The 17,014-nt window shown below is 69.3% G+C and carries 17 protein-coding genes; 7 read left to right on the plus strand and 10 right to left on the minus strand.

The window, feature by feature from the left end; all coding sequences use genetic code 11:
• Window positions 1-87: 87 nt before the first annotated feature.
• The gene (locus SACPADRAFT_RS0215170) at window positions 88-741 is read right to left on the minus strand and encodes a response regulator (protein WP_007024294.1); all 654 of its coding nucleotides are present in this window, start codon (window positions 739-741) and stop codon (window positions 88-90) included.
• A 164-nt stretch (window positions 742-905) separates the two neighbouring features.
• Between SACPADRAFT_RS0215170 and SACPADRAFT_RS0215175 the strand changes: the two genes are divergently transcribed.
• Window positions 906-1,682, plus strand: coding sequence for a DUF427 domain-containing protein (locus tag SACPADRAFT_RS0215175; protein ID WP_007024295.1), 777 nt, complete (start codon window positions 906-908; stop codon window positions 1,680-1,682).
• Window positions 1,683-1,774: 92 nt separating this feature from the next.
• Here the strand turns inward: SACPADRAFT_RS0215175 and SACPADRAFT_RS0215180 are convergent, their stop codons facing one another.
• The 4 genes from SACPADRAFT_RS0215180 to SACPADRAFT_RS0215195 form a co-directional block, all read right to left on the minus strand.
• On the minus strand, window positions 1,775-2,152 hold the full coding sequence (locus SACPADRAFT_RS0215180; RefSeq protein WP_007024296.1) for a type II toxin-antitoxin system VapC family toxin: 378 nt from the start codon (window positions 2,150-2,152) through the stop codon (window positions 1,775-1,777).
• Window positions 2,149-2,391 carry a hypothetical protein gene (locus SACPADRAFT_RS0215185; protein WP_007024297.1) on the minus strand — a complete coding sequence of 81 codons (243 nt, stop codon included), beginning with the start codon at window positions 2,389-2,391 and terminating at the stop codon, window positions 2,149-2,151. The genes SACPADRAFT_RS0215180 and SACPADRAFT_RS0215185 overlap by 4 nt, the downstream gene beginning before the upstream one ends.
• Window positions 2,392-2,496: 105 nt before the next feature.
• On the minus strand, window positions 2,497-4,770 hold the full coding sequence (locus tag SACPADRAFT_RS0215190; protein WP_007024298.1) for a GmrSD restriction endonuclease domain-containing protein: 2,274 nt from the start codon (window positions 4,768-4,770) through the stop codon (window positions 2,497-2,499).
• A 36-nt stretch (window positions 4,771-4,806) separates the two neighbouring features.
• On the minus strand, window positions 4,807-6,909 hold the full coding sequence (locus SACPADRAFT_RS0215195; RefSeq protein ID WP_007024299.1) for a UvrD-helicase domain-containing protein: 2,103 nt from the start codon (window positions 6,907-6,909) through the stop codon (window positions 4,807-4,809).
• Window positions 6,910-7,174: 265 nt separating this feature from the next.
• On the opposite strand from SACPADRAFT_RS0215195, the gene SACPADRAFT_RS29960 reads away from it, so the two are divergent.
• Both SACPADRAFT_RS29960 and SACPADRAFT_RS0215205 read left to right on the plus strand, forming a co-directional pair.
• A complete protein-coding gene (locus SACPADRAFT_RS29960; RefSeq protein WP_007024300.1) occupies window positions 7,175-8,449 on the plus strand; it encodes a caspase family protein in 1,275 nt (424 codons plus the stop codon).
• Window positions 8,450-8,473: 24 nt separating this feature from the next.
• Window positions 8,474-8,854, plus strand: a complete 381-nt coding sequence (locus SACPADRAFT_RS0215205) for a hypothetical protein (RefSeq protein ID WP_157577175.1) — start codon at window positions 8,474-8,476, stop codon at window positions 8,852-8,854.
• 20 nt (window positions 8,855-8,874) lie between these two features.
• On the opposite strand, the gene SACPADRAFT_RS0215210 is transcribed toward SACPADRAFT_RS0215205, so the two are convergent.
• On the minus strand, window positions 8,875-9,822 hold the full coding sequence (locus SACPADRAFT_RS0215210; protein ID WP_007024302.1) for a hypothetical protein: 948 nt from the start codon (window positions 9,820-9,822) through the stop codon (window positions 8,875-8,877).
• Window positions 9,815-10,126 (minus strand): hypothetical protein, encoded by a 312-nt coding sequence (locus SACPADRAFT_RS0215215; protein ID WP_007024303.1) that lies wholly within the window; start codon window positions 10,124-10,126, stop codon window positions 9,815-9,817. Before SACPADRAFT_RS0215215 ends, SACPADRAFT_RS0215210 begins: the two co-directional genes overlap by 8 nt.
• Before the next feature lie 228 nt (window positions 10,127-10,354).
• Here SACPADRAFT_RS0215215 and SACPADRAFT_RS29965 point away from each other — a divergent pair, with 228 nt between their 5' ends.
• Genes SACPADRAFT_RS29965 through SACPADRAFT_RS0215235 form a run of 4 tightly spaced genes read left to right on the plus strand, consistent with a single transcriptional unit; the run spans window position 10,355 to window position 13,628 of the window.
• On the plus strand, window positions 10,355-10,693 hold the full coding sequence (locus SACPADRAFT_RS29965; protein ID WP_007024304.1) for an FmdB family zinc ribbon protein: 339 nt from the start codon (window positions 10,355-10,357) through the stop codon (window positions 10,691-10,693).
• A gap of 52 nt (window positions 10,694-10,745) precedes the next feature.
• Window positions 10,746-11,993, plus strand: a complete 1,248-nt coding sequence (fmdA, locus tag SACPADRAFT_RS0215225; protein ID WP_007024305.1) for a formamidase — start codon at window positions 10,746-10,748, stop codon at window positions 11,991-11,993.
• A 41-nt stretch (window positions 11,994-12,034) separates the two neighbouring features.
• Entirely contained in the window at window positions 12,035-13,048 is a 1,014-nt protein-coding gene (locus SACPADRAFT_RS0215230) for an alpha/beta fold hydrolase (RefSeq protein ID WP_007024306.1), read from the plus strand.
• A 49-nt stretch (window positions 13,049-13,097) separates the two neighbouring features.
• The gene (locus tag SACPADRAFT_RS0215235; RefSeq protein ID WP_007024307.1) at window positions 13,098-13,628 is read left to right on the plus strand and encodes an AmiS/UreI family transporter; all 531 of its coding nucleotides are present in this window, start codon (window positions 13,098-13,100) and stop codon (window positions 13,626-13,628) included.
• Window positions 13,629-13,643: 15 nt separating this feature from the next.
• Here SACPADRAFT_RS0215235 and SACPADRAFT_RS29970 read toward each other — a convergent pair whose 3' ends face one another.
• From SACPADRAFT_RS29970 to SACPADRAFT_RS27985, 3 genes are all read right to left on the minus strand, one after another.
• On the minus strand, window positions 13,644-14,066 hold the full coding sequence (locus SACPADRAFT_RS29970) for a PIN-like domain-containing protein (RefSeq protein ID WP_007024308.1): 423 nt from the start codon (window positions 14,064-14,066) through the stop codon (window positions 13,644-13,646).
• Entirely contained in the window at window positions 14,063-14,671 is a 609-nt protein-coding gene (locus tag SACPADRAFT_RS0215245) for a DUF433 domain-containing protein (protein ID WP_007024309.1), read from the minus strand. Before SACPADRAFT_RS0215245 ends, SACPADRAFT_RS29970 begins: the two co-directional genes overlap by 4 nt.
• A 263-nt stretch (window positions 14,672-14,934) precedes the next feature.
• Window positions 14,935-17,014 (minus strand): ATP-dependent Clp protease ATP-binding subunit (locus SACPADRAFT_RS27985; protein ID WP_007024310.1); only part of this gene is annotated, 2,080 nt, incomplete at its 5' end.

Consider the following 17,014-nt stretch of genomic DNA (forward strand, 5'->3'; position numbering starts at 1 on the left):
AGCATGGGCACGATGGTCGCCTTCGACCTGCCGCTGCACGGGCGTGCCGGGGCGGGCGGATAGCGGCGGGGGTGGTGTCCGGCCCGCTCAGTCCCGGCTTCCGGTACCGGCGCCGTGCCGGGCGACCCAGGCGGCGGCCTGCGTCCGGCGGCGCAGGCCGAGCTTGGCCAGCAGCGAGGTGACGTAGTTCTTCACCGTCTTCTCGGCGAGGAACAGCCGCTCGGCGATCTCCCGGTTGGACATCCCCTGGCCGATGAGTTCGAGCACGCTGCGCTCGCGGTCACTGAGCGCGTCGAGCTCGTCCGGCTGCGCGGGGCTGCGCACCTTCTCCAGCAGCCGCGTCGTCGTCAGCGGATCCAGCAGGGACCGCCCGGCCGCGACCTCGCGCACCGCGTGCACGACGTCCTGGCTGCGCACCTGCTTCAGCAGGTAGCCCGCCGCCCCGGCCATGATCGCGCCGACCATGGCCTCCTCGTCGTCGAACGCGGTGAGCACCAGGCACGCCGGTGGGCTCGCCGAGTCCCGCAGTTCCCGGCACAGGGTCACGCCGTCGGTGCGTCCGTCCCCGAGCCGCACGTCCACCACCGCCACGTCCGGCTCCACGTGCAGTGCCACGGCCCGCGCCTCCTCGGCACCGCCCGCCTCGGCGACCACGGTGATGTCCGACTCGTCCTCCAGCAGGTCCCGCAACCCCCGGCGCACGACCTCGTGGTCGTCGACGAGCAGCACCTCGATGGCCATGCGCCGAGCCTACGTCGCCACGGCCCGCGCACCGTCCCGTGCCGGGCGTGGTCCCGGCCACGTGCGTCGGCTCCGGGAGGTGACGACAATGGTGTGACGGCAGGCACAGTCCGCCGGTACGGTGCGACCGCCGGGGCGGACGACGACGAGCGACGGAGGTCGCGATGAGCACGCACACCACACCCACCACGTCCGCCGCCGACCACTCCGGCGACGTGCAGACCCGGAACCGGGCCCGGGTGGAGCGGCACGACAAGCGGGTGCGCGCCGTGTTCGCCGGGCACGTCGTGGCGGACACGACCCGGCCGCTGCTGGTGTGGGAGGTGCCGTACTTCCCGACCTACTACCTGCCCCGCGACGACGTCCGCACCGAGCTGATCGAGTTCACCGACCGCACCCGCACCTCGCCGACCAGGGGGACCGGCCGGATCGGGCACCTGCGGCTCGGCGGGCACACGGTGACCGACGCGGTGACGGAGTACCCCGAGTCACCGATCGAGCTGCTGCGCGGACACGTCCGCCTCGACTTCGCCGCGATGGACGCCTGGTTCGAGGAGGACGAGCAGATCCACACCCACCCCCGCGACCCGTACGTGCGCATCGACATCCTGCCCAGCACCCGGCACGTGCGCGTGGACGTCGACGGCGTCACCGTCGCCGACACGCGCGGCGCGCGCCTGTTGTTCGAGACCAACCTGCCCACCCGGTACTACCTGCCGAAGCCGGACGTCCGGCTGGACCTGCTGGAACCGAGCGACAAGGTCACCCACTGCCCGTACAAGGGGCAGGCCGAGTACTGGTCGGTGCGGGTGGGCGAAACCCCGGTGCCCGACCTGGTCTGGTCGTATCCCACGCCGCTGCCGGAGAGCGAGCGCATCGCCGGCCTCGTGTGCGTGCCGCAGGAGCACGCCGAGGTCTATGTGGACGGTGTCCGGGTGTAGTTCCGTCGGGGGTGAACCGGGGTCGGCCGGCTCGACCGGCCTCCTGCGGATGGGGCTCGATCAACCGGCGCTCGTCCCCTCCGGGAGCGCAGTCACACCAGTTCGATCGGGCAACGGGGGCCGGGCGCGTTCGCCAGGCGGGCGTCGGTGGTCAGCAGTGCGGTGGCCCGCAGCATCTCGGCCAGCGCGACATAGGTGGCGTCGTAGGCACTGAGGTTGTGCCGCAACGCCCACATCCTGGGCCGGAGCGGGTCGGCGGGGAATCGTTCGAGCGCCAGACGGCCGAAGGCGTTCAGTGCCAGATCACCTTGTCCCTCGCTGAGCGAACCGCGGCGGACGAGACCGCGGAGAACCTGGGTGACCTCGCTGTCGATCAGGTGTGGTGCCGCCAGTTCCTCGTCCCCGAGCCGGTCGGGATCGAGTTTCCCGGCGAGGAGTTCCACGATGACACCGGCATCGACGACCTTCACTCGCCGCGGCCCTCGTGCAACACAGACAGGATCGTGTCCCGGTCCGCCTCACCACGGACCTCGGCCTGGGTCCGACGGATGACCGCCTCGTTGTTCCGCAGCAGCTCCGTGCGCGTGGCCAGATGTTCCAGTTCTCGCTGCAGGTATCGGGTCAGGGAGAGTCCCTGCGCGTGGGCGGCTTCGACCAGGGCGTCGTGAACGTCGTCGGGAACGTCACGGATCTGCACGACCTTGGACATAGCACAACCGTACCACGGGATGGGTGCAGAGTGCACCCATCCCGGTGGGGCAGTACCTGGCGCTCGCTCACCGACCGGGGCGGCTGCCACCGCCTCCACAGGCTGTCAGCCCGCCCGGCGGATGGTGTCGTGGCCGAACTGCGCCAGGCGGTTGCGGGCGGTGTCCAGCTCGCGGTCGGTGAACAGCGGGGCGAACGCCTCGTCGGTGACCAGGGCCTCGACGGTGAGGTCCAGGCGGCCCCGCTCCCACAGCGCGGCGAAGCCGTCCGAGACGGCGGGGGCGCGCAGCAGCTTGCGCGCGGTGGCCAGTGCGCCGAGGTCGGCGAGCATGCTGAGGAAGTAGCCCGCCGTGTAGCCCGCCTCGTACCGGGCGCGGTCGTAGAGTTCCCGCATCGCGCGGTCGAACCGCTCGCCGAGCGCGGAATCGGCCGGTTCCGGTTCGGGCTCCGGCCGGTCGGCCTCCGGGCCGACGCCCGAGGCGTCGCGGTTGCGGCGGTTGGCGTAGCCCAGCAGCGCGTCCACCGAGGTGAACACCTCGTAGCCCAGTTCCTCCAGGCGCGGCAGGTCGGCGGCGTCCGGGTCGAGTTCCAGGATCACCGCCGCACCCTGGCCGGGCTGCAGGCCGTCCGGCCAGTACGCCTCGGCCACGGCGAGGGCGCGGCCGGTGTCCGGGTCCGCGATCTCGGCGTCGGTGCGGGGTTCGGCGTAGCCCAGCCGCAACATCTCGTCCACGAGCCCGCGCACCTGCACCGCGCGTGCGTCGTCGGACTCCTCGGAGACCACCTGCATCGGGCGCAGTTCCGCCGTCCCGGCCGACTCCGTACCCGAGCGCAGGCCCTCCAGGAACGACTGCGCGGCCTCGGCCAGCAGTTCGCGGCGCGCGGCGAGGAAGTCGAGGTAGTTCTCCAGCTTCCACAGGGTCTCGTCGGCCGGGATCCACTGCGAGGCCAGCACCCCCGGGTGCTTCTGTTCCACCTCGCGGAAGTAGTCCTCCGGCGGCCGGTTGCCGACGTCGAGATTCGTCTGCTGGGTCAGGAAGCAGAAGTTCGCCACGGCGTTGACGTGGCCGCGCTCGTAGCGCTGCCGCAGCAGCGACTTCGGGAAGACGTGGTGCACCTGCAGCGAGCCGAGCTTGCCGAGCATCTCCGCCTTGAGCTCCAGGCCGCTGCCGAAGTCGCGGGCGCCGCGCACCCGGGTGAGCATGTACAGCAGCGGGTAGAACCGGGAACCCTTGGTCGAGCCCTCGAAGTCGTGCGGGCGCACCGCCAGGTTCCCGCCACGGGTGCGCTCCAGCGTCCGGATGAGGCCGTCGATGCCGTCGCGTGCGGCGGTGTCGTAGTCCTGCTGCAGCGCGGTCTCGGTCGCACCCGCGAACCGCCCCCACAGCGAGGCGTGCACGTACCAGTACAGCACCTTGTCCCGGTAGGCGCTGTCCGGGAACCGGCCGCCGTTGAGCTCCAGGAGCCGCGAGATCACCGGGATCGCGTAGCGGGCCATCAGCACACGGTCGTGATCGAGGCCGAGCCTGCCGGAGATGGTGTCCAGGATCGTGCCGATGTAGCCGACGGTGCGTTCGAGGGCCTGTTGGAAATGGTCCGCCGGGACCTTGTCCAGCGCGGTGAACAGCGCACGGCCGGTGGCCACCGCGTTGACGTTGCGCAGCAACCAGTCCAGGGTGAAGTCGAACCCGGCCTCTTTCCACCGGGCCAGGTGCTGACGCATCGCACTGCGTGCGTCCGGCCACTGTGCACAAACTTTGGCCAGTGCGAGGTCACCATTGGACAGTTTGGTTCCGCCGTGGTTCACCCGGTTGAAGATCTCGACGACATCGTCGACGGACCGGTTCGGGCCGCTGATCGTCTCCTGGTTGAAATCCTTGTCGGTGATCTGGCACAGCTCGTTCAGCCGGGACAGGTAGAGATTCGCCTTGTCCGGCTGGTCGGAGAACTTCGACAGGAACGGCACGGGCCCGGTCTTGAACAGCTCGGTCACGTCCACCCAGTGCACGTCGTCGGCCATTTTGCTGGGCATGTAGAACTCGAACACCTCGGTGTCGACGTTGAAGTGCAGCCCGCGGAACACGGTCGGGTCACCCTCGAAGAACGCGGGCGGGTTGCCCCGGATGACGCTGTACAGCGTGGTGACCCGCTGCTGCCCGTCCAGCAGCAGCAGGTGCGTGCCGGTGCCCGTGATACCGCCGCGGACCGACACCCCCTCGGTGGAGGTCTCCCACAGCAGCAGCCCGCCCACCGGGTGGCCGCGGTAGAGCGAGCGCATCAGGCCGCGCACCTGTTCACGGTTCCACACGTAGCCGCGCTGGAACTCCGGGAGCAGCACGGTCCCGGCATCGATCTGGTCCAGCAGCGTCGACAGTTTCACGAGGTCACCTTCCCTGGTGGTGTGGTGGGTGGCGGGTCAGTTCTCGGATGGTGCGGGCAGCAGCGCGCTGCGGTCGCCGTGCCAGCTCACGGCGAGCTGTTCGCGGGCGCGGGTGCAGGCCACGAACAGCAGGCAACGTTCGCGTTGCAGGTCCTGCTCGTGGGTGTGCGCGTCCTCCTCGGCCGGGGTGACGGCGTTCGGCGGCGGCATGTGCTTCTCGCCCACCCCGATCACGGCCAGGCACCGGAACTCCAGCCCCTTCATCCGGTGCATCGTGCCGACCGAGACGACGTCCTCGGCCGCGCGACCGCCGGAGAGCACGGCGGCCGACACCCCGGCCCGCTCCAGTGCGGACTGCGCCTTGTTCGCCAGCCAGTTCGACCGCGCGGCGACGCCGATCTCCCCGGTCTCCACCCCCGCGTCGAGCCAGCCGGTCACCACCTCGGTGAGGTGGCGCAGCTCGTCCTCGCGGGTGGCGAAGCCCCGCTCGGTCGGCGGCAGGCCGTGCATCTCGGAGCGGCAGCCCGCGATCGAGTCGAGGCCGCCGTCCATGTCGTCGATGCGTTCGCCGTGCAGCAGTTCCAGACTCCACGCCAGGATCTCGGCCGTGGTGCGGTAGTTGATCCGCAGTTTCGTCGACCGCCCGGTCACGTGCACGCCGACCTCGCGCAGACTGACCCGGCCGGCGTAGATGCGCTGGTGGGTGTCCCCGGCGAGGAAGAGGTCGTCCGGGCGTGCGGGCGCGGCGGCGCGCAGGAACCGCCAGCCCTCCGGGCTGAGGTCCTGCGCCTCGTCCACCACGATGTGCCGGTAGGGCTTGTCCTCGTCGGGCAGCTGTTCCAACAGGCGGGTCGCCTCGGCGCGGACGGTCTCGTGGGTGACGAGCCCCTCGTCGTGCAGCTGCCGCTGGAACTCCCAGATCGCCTGCCAGACCTGCGCCTTCTGCCGGGCGCCGAGCCTGCGGCCCCGCCCGGTGCGTTTCGCGCCGAGGTAGTCCTCGGCCGAGCCGACCCGTTGGGCGAGCACCACCTGCCGCCACTCCTCGCCCAGGAAGGTCTCGGTGAACGGCAGCTCGAGCTGTTTGACGATCCGCTTCCACCGCCGCTTCTCGTCGTCGCCGTCGAGCATCCGCGGCGGGCCGTGCTCGCGGCGGTAGACGCGGTGGGCGAGCTGGTCGACGTGGGCGACCTCGATGCGGTCGGCGGAGTCGGGGGAGTCGGTCAGCAGCTTGATCCCCGCGCCGAGCGAGTCGGCCAGCGTCGAGGTGAACGTGGTGACCAGCACCGGCCCTTCGCCCCGCGCGGCCAGGTGGTGGGCCCGGTGCAGCACGACCACGGTCTTGCCGGTGCCGGGCCCACCGGTGACCCGCGCGGGGCCGCGGTAGCCCGCCTCGACCACGGTGCGCTGCAACGGGTGCAGGTACACCCGCCACAGGGCGAACGGGTGCGCGAAGACGGCGAGCAGCTCCTCGGGCCCGTCCACCAGCACGACCCGGTCGGCGCTGCGCTCGATCGCCGCGTCGAGGTCGTCGGTGTCCACCGGGCCGGAGGTGATCGCCTCGCCGAGTTCGGCCCAGACCTCGTCCGGCGACAACCCGGCGGCGAGCCCGGACAGCACGTCCCACTGGGTCGTGGGCAGGAACGCGTGCGCCGCGTCGAGCTGCATCTGGTCGGTCAGGGCGCGGGCGAAGTCCAGCGTCTGGTCGTCGATGCCGAGGCGACGCAGATCGGCGTCACCGACGTGCTCGAACAGGCGGGTCGGCGTCGCGTCGGCCAGCCGGGACAGCTCCGGCAGGGTGGCGTCCAGGGCGGCGGTGTCCCGGATCTCGATCCCGCCGGTGGCGCTGTTGACCGAGGCGGTACGCCGCTGCGCCCAGTCGTAGGCGTCGTCGTGCGCCAGCACCTTGAGCAGGGTGTAGACGTCCCCGCTGTCCGGGGCGAGCACGATCCCGCGCACATCCAGCGTGATCCGGATGGAACGGAACCGGTCGTCCCGGGCGTTGGTGATTTTCTCCAGATTCCGACCGGAATGTGGGTCGTTTTCGAATTTGGCGAAGACCTCGGTGACCCGGTCCTGCACCGGCTTCTGCAGCCGGGCGTAGTCCCGCAGGAATTGCTTGGCGATGGCCAGTCGCGGCACGATTCACTTCCCTCCACCTCGCTGGAGGTGAGCCTGTCAGCAACGGGTCGATCCGGGCGACGGTGGGGTGATCGTCGCCATGAATGCGGCACACCCGGGAGGGTGTGGTTCGCAGTGGCCCCGGGGCTCGGCTCATCGGGTGCATTGTCCGACATGATCGCCGCCCTGCACACCCGGTTCGTCCTGCGCGGGTCGTGCGGCATCGGTGTTGCGGGAAGCACCCGGGTCGGTAGGCTGTGCACCTCACGTATCCGGGGGTGTTTTCGTGGGCCGGCGTCTGGCACTGCTCGTCGCGGTGGGCGAGTACAGCGATCCGCTCCTGCGTCGGCTGCGTGCTCCGGCGCAGGACGTCGACGCCCTGCGTGTGGCGCTGGAAAAACCGGGCGTCGGCGATTTCACCGAGGTGCGGACGGTCATCGATCGTCCACGACAGGAGATCGAAGAAGCGATCGAGGAGACATTCGCCGAGTGTCGGCCGGACGACATCGTCCTCACCTACTTCACCTGCCACGGGGTGAAGGATCTGCGTGGCAGGTTGTACTTCGCCGCGACGAACAGCAGGCCGGATCGTCTCGCGTCCACGGCGACCTCCGCGCAGTTCGTCAACGAGCAGATGGAGCACAGTCGTGCCGGGGCGAAGGTGGCGCTGTTGGACTGCTGCTACAGCGGTGCCTTCGCCCACGGACTCGCCGCGAAGACCGCGTCGACCGGGAACCTGGCGAACCAGATCTGTGGCAAGGGAAGCTACGTCATCACCGCGACCAACTCCCTGGAGTACGCCTACGAGGATTCGGAGATCACCGACTCCGACTCGACCGTGTCCGCCTTCACCGACCTCTTGGTGCAGGGCCTGTGGACGGGCCGGGCCGACACCGACGGGGACGGTCTCGTCTCCCCGGAGGACCTGCACGCCTATCTCGAACAGGAGTGCCGGTCGGCCGGTAAGCCACAGACCCCGACATCCTTCAGCAGTGGTGTCCAGGGAGCCGTCTGGATCGCGAAGGCACAGCCGCGTGCGCGCCCCGGGACGGGGGCGACCACAGGGCACGATTCGGTGAGGGCGGAGGTGGAACGGCACCTCCGGGAGCTGGAGATCCGCTATTCCGCCATTCGAGAGGTCCTGCCGAGTGGTGGACGCCGCACCGCGTACCTGGACGAGATCCCCGCAGAGGCGGCGGCACTCGCGGGACGGGCCGAGCGGTCCGGTGTGTTGCCTCGCCGCATCGAGTCGTTCGCCACGGACGACGATGCGGCGCGCGTGGTGACCATGGCGCTGTGCACCAGAATCGCCGGCCCCACACCGGAGACCGTCTCGGCGGTGGCGGACGGTGTCGGCAACTCGACCTCGGCCTTTCAGCAGTTCTGGGCCTTGTGTGCGGCGCAGAACATGATGCCGGCGCTGCCGCAGGAGCAACGCTGCGAGGTGTTCGGCGCGGTGGACGTGATGCTGCGGTCCGGGCTCGCGGATGCGGACGAGAGCCGGCTGCGCCTGGCCGAGTGGATCCTCGGTCACGAGGACGAGCAGAGCTCGTCATGGTGAGGAAGGGTAACGACGATGGGGGACGTGACGGCCGTTCGGATCGCGGTGAACGGTGCGGAGGATTCGGACGACGAGGAGATCGACCGGTGGACCGGTGCGCTGTACGGTGACCTCGCCACCCTCGACATCCACTCGATCGACCGTGTCGGTGCCGAAGCTCCGGCGGGGGCGAAGGCGGGAATCGCCGATGTGGTCGGTGTGCTGGTCGCGACGGGGGTCTTGTCCGCGACGACGGTCAAGGCGATCGCCGATGTGGTGTCGGCGTTCGTGCAGCGTAGTGCCGCGCGGAGTGTCTCCATGGAGCTCGGCGACCACCGGATCGAAATCACCGGAGCGGGACGCGCCGAGGTGGAGGCCGTGGTGCGCCTCTGGTGCGAGGCCGGGGGAGAAGACCCCGACCCGTGAAAGTCCGGGCGTCCGGTGGATCACCGGGACCGTGCCGGCGTTTCGAGTTCCGCGTAGGCGTCGAGGACCGGGCGGACGTCACGGTTTCGTCGTTCGCGGACAAGCACGACTCTGACCAGAAAGACACCGAACAGGGTCCACACCACCGCCGACACGCCGAGCAGCAATACGAAGTACTCGTGCTCCGTGGAGGCGAGCGTGCCGAGGACCATGAACAGGCTGACGAAACCGAACAGCATCGCCAACCTTCCCTGCCGGTTGAACTTCGCGCCCCAGGCGCGGTGTTGTTCCCGTGCCCGCTCGAGTACCTGTGGCGACAGCGGGTCGAATCCTTGGAGTCGCTCGATCTCGGCGGCACGGGCGCGGACCGCGGGGTGGTCCCGGAGCTCGGCCGGGTCCGAGGCGTTGGTGAACGACTCCTGTGCGGGGGAGACGACCGTGGTGCCAGGGCGAGTCAGCCGGACCACCTCGCCCCGCCGGATCTGCGAGTGGTCGGCTTCCTTCCAGCCGGTGCCGCGGACCATCTGGGTGATTGTGGCGGTGCTCAGGTCGGCGTACCGGCTGGTGCCCAGCGGATAGAAGCCGTCGGCATTCAGCGTGGCCTCGCGCAGCTCGCGGCGTAGCTGCTGCCCGGAATCGGTCCGCTTCGCCGGTTCTCCCTCCTCTCGGGAGAAGTGCAGCAGCCACCCGGTGCAGGTGATCTCCTCGTCGACGAAGCGCCAACCCTTCCGACCCAACTCCCGGCGCAGCTCGGCGAAGGCGAGTTCCTTGCAGCGCAACCAGTCGAGTTCGAGTGTGGGGCCGGGTGAACGGGCGAGCTCGCGGAGGGTCTTCAGCTGTTCGGTACGGCGGTGTTGCCGCACCTCGGTCGGTGTGCCGAACATTCTGGCGAAGAGGATGACGAGTATGACGCCCATCGAGGGCAGAAACAGCCACAGAGCGATGGCTTCGGACATTTCCTCAGTCATGTATCGATAACTTTCGGGAGTCCTTCGGAGGGGCGAATGCCAGTGCGGGAATCCCGTTGTGGGTCTGCTTCCCGATGAAACGGAAGCCGCTCAGTTCGGCCATCCGTTTCACCATGTGCTCGGACAGCGGACGGACCGTCCACATCCGGACCAGTGCCGGGTCCCCGGGCGGCCGTGTGGCGGCCACCTCCTGCTCGACCCGCCTTATCGCCCGGCGGAAGCTCTGTCTGCGAACCCTGATGCTCTCCACGACATACCACAGCGCGAGGAGGACTGTGATCCCCCCGCAGATGATCTCCATCATCCGGTGTGCTCCCCCATGGTGCTCTCCGGTAGTCGGTCGGTCGAGATCCTAGTGCTCGGCCCGGTCGACCGGCGGGACGGTGTCGAGGCACGGAAGCAACCCCCGTCGTCAGGACGGGTGAGGATTCACGAAAGGGCGACAGCTGCACCGCCTGCGGCCAGCGCGACGGCCGGTGGGTGGGTAGCGTCGGAATCGTTCACATCGACGAATGATCAGGGCGGCTCCGACATGCCGTTGTACGAATACCGATGCCCGGAATGCGGAATCATCGAACGTTCCCACGGAATGAACAGCGCTCCGACGACGGAGTGTTGTCCGGGGTGCGAGAACGAGGCGCGGCGCGTCATTTCCGCACCGCGGCTGAAACAGGTTTCGCCGCAGCTCGTCCGCGCCCGTGATGCGGCGGAGAAGAGCCGGGACGAGCCGGAGGTGGTGCGGCGCGACCCCGGCACGGAGCGCGTCGGCCGGTCGCGGGCCGACCCGAGGCTGGAACGGCTCGTGGGCAGGGAGTCGGCGCGTCACATGCGGACCGTGCCCCACCCGGCGAGCCGCCCGCATCGCCACTGAACCCACCACGATCGCCGTGACGTCCCGACCGAGCCCGCTGTGAGGTGCCCGAATGCCAGAAGTAGTGTTCCGCCACGCCCCGTCCCGCACCATGGCCGAACAGGACGTCCCGGGCCACAACCGGTGGCACCCCGACGTGCCGGTGGTCACGCAGGTGCGCCCCGGCCAGGAGTTCCGCATCGAGTGCCGGGAATGGACGGACGGCCAGATCGGCAACAACGACTCGGCCAACGACGTGCGCGACGTCGACCTGGACCGGTGTCACGTGCTCAGCGGGCCGATCGGTGTCGAGGGCGCCGAGCCGGGTGACCTGCTCGTCGTCGACATCCTCGACCTCGGCCCGATCCCGCAGCAGACCGGGCCGGTGTGCGGGCAGGGCTGGGGCTACAGCGGGATCTTCGCCAAGGTGAACGGCGGGGGTTTCCTCACCGACTACTACCCGGACGCCTACAAGGCCATCTGGGACTTTCACGGCCAGCAGTGCGACTCCCGGCACGTCCCCGGCGTGCGGATGCACGGCATCACCCACCCCGGGCTGTTCGGCGTCGCCCCCTCGGCCGACCTGCTCGAACGGTGGAACTCACGGGAACGGGCGCTGATCGCCACCGACCCGGACCGGGTGCCGCCGCTGGCGCTGCCCCCGCTGTCCCACGGCACCCTCGCGGGCACCGCCACCGGCGACGCCGCCCGGGCCATCGCGGACGACGGCGCGCGCACCGTCCCGCCGCGGGAGAACGGCGGTAACCACGACATCAAGAACTTCACCCGCGGTTCCCGGGTGTTCTACCCGGTGCACGTGCCCGGCGCGAAACTCTCCGGCGGTGACCTGCACTTCAGCCAGGGCGACGGTGAGATCAACTTCTGCGGCGCGATCGAGATGGGCGGCTACATCGACCTCGCCGTCGACCTCATCAAGGGCGGGATGGACACCTACGGCATCCACACCAACCCCGCCTTCATCCCGGGCCGGGTCGAGCCGCGGTACTCGGAGTTCCTCACCTTCATCGGTGTCTCGGTGGACCACCGGGACAACACCAACCTGTACATGGACGCCACCGAGGCCTACCGCAACGCCTGCCTCAACGCCATCGAGTACCTCAAGCAGTGGGGCTACACCGGGGAGCAGGCGTATCTGATCCTCGGCACGTCCCCGATCGAGGGACGGGTCAGCGGCGTGGTGGACATCCCCAACGCGTGCTGCTCGCTGTACCTGCCGACCGAGATCTTCGACTTCGACATCCGGCCGGGCGGGCAGGGGCCGGTCAAACAGGACCGCGGGCAGGTCTGCGTCACCTCCTGACGCGCCCGACCCGTGTCACCCGGACGGAAGGGAGAGGTCCCATGGCCCGCGAGCCGGACACGGCAGTCTTCGACAACGTCACGCTGCAGTGCGGGCGGACCCTGCCCCGCGTGGAGCTGGTCTACCAGACCTACGGAAAGCCGAACGCGGCGAAGGACAACCTGATCGTCTACCCCACCTGGTACTCGGGCCGGCACCAGGACAACGAATGGCTCATCGGCCCCGGCATGGCGCTGGACCCGGACCGCTGGTTCATCGTGGTGCCGAACATGCTGGGCAACGGCGTGTCCAGCTCCCCGAGCAACACCGCCGAGCCGTTCAACCAGGCGGCCTTCCCGCCGGTGACCGTGCACGACAACGTGCGCCTGCAACACCGGCTCGTGACCGAGGTGCTCGGCTTCGACCGCATCGCCCTGGTCACCGGATGGTCGATGGGGGCGATGCAGTCCTTCGAGTGGGGCGCGGCCCACCCCGACATGGTCGAGCGGATCGGCCCGTTCTGCGGCACCGCCCGGGTGTGGCCGCACAACGTCGTCTTCCTGGAGGCCGTCAAGGCCGCGATCCGCACCGACGCGGCGTGGCAGGACGGGTGGTACACCGACAAGCCGCACCGCGCGCTGCGCGCGGTCGGGCGGGTTTACGCCGGGTGGGGGATGTCCCAGGCCTTCTACCGCGAGGAACTCTGGCGGGAGATGGGCCACGCCTCCCTGGAGGACTTCCTCGTCGGCTTCTGGGAGGGCTTCTTCCTCCAGCGCGACCCGAACAACCTGCTGGCGATGGCCTGGACGTGGCAACACGGCGACCTCAGCGCCAACGACCGCTACCAGGGCGATCTCACCGCCGCGCTGAACGCGATCACCGCACGTGCGGTCGTCATGCCGTGCCGGACGGACCTCTACTTCACCCCCGAGGACAGCGAGTACGAGGCGGGGCTGTTGCCGAACGCCGAGTTCCGCCCGATCCCGTCCGTCTGGGGCCACTTCGCCGGCAGCGGGGCCAACCCCACCGACACCGAGTTCATCGACACCGCACTCAAGGACCTGCTCGCGCGCTGAGCGGGTCCGCACCACACGTGACGCCGCCCGCGGAAGGACCGGTTCACCCATGATCGCTCTTGTGCTGCTCTACGTCGGGGCCGTGCTGGCGCTGAACGGCCTCTGGCTGCTCGGCCACATCCAGGACCGTGAGATCGGCATCATCAACCTCTTCTCCGGCGGGATCATCCTGATCGCGGCGATCATCTCGATGGTCCTCGGCGCGATGCGGGACGACTTCACCGCCATCGTGTTCGGGGCGCAGATCCTGCTGTTCTCGTTCACCTACCTGTGGATCGCCTACAACCGGTACGTGGACGTGGACGGGCGCGGACTCGGCTGGTACAGCCTGTTCGTCGCGCTCACCGCGGCGCCGACCGCCGGCTTCACCCTCACCGACGCGGACGGCGGGACCTGGATGACCTGGCTGGGGGTGAACTGGGCCGCGTGGGCGGTGCTGTGGTTCCTGTACTGGGTCCTGCTGGGCCTGCAACGCCCCATCATGCGGATCGCGGGCGTCGTCACCCTCCTCGTCGGCATCGGCACCGGCTGGCTCCCGGCCTACCTGCTGCTCACCGACTACCTCACCCTGCCGTCCTGACCGGGGCAGGGATCCTCAGCCGTTCTTCGCTCGCAGGTCGATGTGTTTGACACGTTGGTCCCGTTGATGAGGTATCGCACGGAACCGGACCGCGCTCTGGTGCCGTTCGAGATCTGGGAGAACCATCGTCAAACCCACTGTGATGGCGGCCGAGTCGAGCGCGATGCCTAACAGCCCCTTCCCCTTGGCAGGGCTGATTCCCAACCAGTGAAGACCACTGTTGACCAAGGCCTGTTTCTCATCCGGGTCGACAAGTTGATTGCCGTCGCGAGTGATGATCGCGTCGAACCCACGTTGTGTGAGCTTGGTGAATAGCGGGATGTCGTGTTCGGCCATGAGTTGCTCATCCCTCGCGCAGCGGAAATCGTGATCCGGATGCATGGGGGATACCGTCCCGGTGAGGGTCGGGCTGAGGTTGTGATCCACGAAGAATCTCACGCCACACTCCGGACGGCCATGTGGAAGTCCAGCGCATCGGCAGCGGCGTCGGCATCGACTCCGGGATAAAAGTAGTTCACGTCTCCGAGGGGGACCTCTCCGTCGGAGACGAGGTCGGCGATGGTGTCGTAAGGGATGCGGGTGGCCGCGATGGTCGGCCAACCTCCCAGACGGCCGGCCCGTATCTCCAGGTGTTCGCGGGGGTGGAGGAAGTCCACCACGGTGTCGCCGCGATTGGTTCGGAATGACTCGAAGATGTCCGCCAGGCTGAGGATGTGATACTGCCCCGGGTTCGCGACGAGGTCGATGGTGTTGCCGTCGTTGTCGGCGACCACGATCGTGTTGCCGTCGGTGCCGAAGCCGTACCTCGACGGGTGCTCGGTCAAGTCGAGGGTCGGCATCCGCGCGAAAGCTTTCCGCACTTTCTGCAGGGACGTCTCACTGCGGAGGCGAACCACCGTGCGCAGCGCCACCACGTCGCGGAACGAGTAGAGCAGTCGAGGCTTGGTCGCCAGTTCCGGGACCAGCAGCCCGGTCGAGTTCCAGCGATGTAGCTGTGAGCGCGATGCTCCGGTCAACACGGCCGTGAGGTTGGTGGGGAACATGTCACCTCCTTCGACGCCCACACTCCGTGGAACGAGTATTGCACGGGTGTGCGTCCACGCCGGATCTTCCAGTGGCACACAAAGTAACATGTTACATGACGTACTGGGAACGAACTCCCGTGTGCCGGGCGCGGCCGGTGTGTGCTGCCGTCACCGGTCGGGACAGGCTGCCCCCGGACAACGAAACCGCGGGGCCGGGTCCGTCGTGGACCCGGCCCCGCCGGTGGTGTCGTGCGGCGTTCCCGCGGTGTTGCCGGGGCGGCTCAGCCGGTCGAGGCCGGCTCGGTCACCTCGAAGGCGAGCCGCTCACCGTCCGCGTCGGGCGTGATCCGCAGCCGCGCCCCGGGGCCGATCGCGTCGTCCAGCAGCAGGTCGGCGATGCGGTCGTCGACCTCCCGCTGGATCGTCCGCCGCAGCGGCCGGGCACCGAACTCCGGCTGGTGGCCGCGCTCGGCGAGCCAGTCGATCGCCTCGGGCGTGAACTCCGCGCCGATCTCCTGCGCGTGCAGCCGTTCGCGGCTGTCGTTCAGCAGCAGGTCGGTGATCTCACGCAGCTGTTCTTGGCCGAGCTTGTCGAAGACCACGATCTCGTCCACCCGGTTCAGGAACTCGGGCCGGAACGACTCCCGCAGCTTGCCCATCAGCCGGTCGCGCACCGCCTTGCCGGAGCTCTCCTGCGCGGGGCCGCTGAACCCGAACTCACCCGAGCGGCTGGAGATGATCTCCGAGCCGAGGTTGCTGGTCATGATCAGCACCGTGTTGGTGAAGTTCACCGTGCGACCCTGCCCGTCGGTGAGCCTGCCGTCGTCGAACACCTGCAACAGCAGGTTGAACACGTCCGGGTGCGCCTTCTCGATCTCGTCGAGCAGGATCACGCTGTACGGGCGGCGGCGCACCTTCTCGGTCAGCTGGCCGGACTCGTCGTAGCCGACGTAGCCGGGCGGGGAGCCGACCAGCCTGCTGACGGTGTGCCGCTCGCCGAACTCGCTCATGTCCAGCCGGATCATGTTGTCCTCGTCGCCGAACAGCGAGCCCGCCAGCGCCTTGGCCAGCTCCGTCTTGCCGACGCCGGTCGGCCCGAGGAACAGGAACGTGCCCACCGGCCGGTCCGGGTCGTTCATGCCGGTGCGGTTGCGCCGCACCGCCCGGGACACCGCGGTCACCGCGTCGTCCTGGCCGATCACCCGCTGGTGCAGCTCGGACTCCAGCCGCCGCAGCCGCTGCTTCTCCCGCTCGGTGAGCGTGCTTGCCGGGATGCCGGTCAGCCGGGAGACCACTTCGGCGATCTCCTCGACCGTCACCGTGTCACCGGTCGACTCCGCTTCCGGGGCGTCCTGCCCGGCACCGTCCAGGGTGCGCTGCAGCCCGGTGATCTCGTCGCGCAGCTGCGAGGCCCGCTCGTAGTCCTCCTCGGACACGGCTCCGTCCTTCTGCCGTTCGAGATCGTCCAGCCGCTGCCGGATCCGCTCGCGATCCTCACCGGTGGTGCGGCTCAGCCGCAGCCGGGCACCGGCCTGGTCGAGCAGGTCGATGGCCTTGTCCGGCAGCTGCCGGTCCGGCAGGTACCGGGCGGACAGCTCCACCGCCGCGGTGATCGCGTCGTCGGTGTAGGTCACCTTGTGGTGGTGCTGGTAGGCCTCGCGCAGCCCGGACAGGATCGCCACGGCGTCGTCGACGCTCGGCTCGTCCACCGTCACCGGCTGGAAACGGCGCTCCAGGGCCGCGTCCTTCTCGATGTTCTTCCGGTATTCGTCCAGCGTCGTCGCACCGACCACGTGCAGCTCACCGCGGGCCAGCTTCGGCTTGAGCATGTTGCCCGCGTCGACCGCGCCCTCGGCACCGCCCGCACCGACCACGGTGTGGATCTCGTCGAGGAACACGATCAGCTCGTCGGAGTGCTCGGTGATCTCGTCGAGCACCTTGTTCATGCGCTCCTCGAAGTCACCGCGGTAGCGCGTGCCGGCGAGCATGCCGGACAGGTCGAGCTGCACCAGCCGCTTGCCGGTGAGCAGCTCGGGCACCTCGCCCGCGGCGATGCGCTGGGCGATGCCCTCGACGATGGCGGTCTTGCCGACACCGGCCTCGCCGAGCAGCACCGGGTTGTTCTTGGTGCGCCGGGCCAGGATCTCCAGCGTCTGCTCGATCTCGGTGTCCCGGCCGATGACCGTGTCCAGCTCACCCGCACGGGCGCGTGCGGTCAGGTCGTGCCCGTAGGAGTCCAACGTCGGGGTGTCGCTGTCGCCCGAGCCGCCGGACCTGCCGGAGCCGTCCCGGTCGTGGGAGCCGTCGCCCCCGCCGGTCTGCAGCGCCTGCGGCGACACCCCGGCCGCGCCGAGCAGCCGG

The sequence above is a fragment of the Saccharomonospora iraqiensis subsp. paurometabolica YIM 90007 genome (assembly GCF_000231035.2).
GTDB lineage: Bacteria > Actinomycetota > Actinomycetes > Mycobacteriales > Pseudonocardiaceae > Saccharomonospora > Saccharomonospora paurometabolica.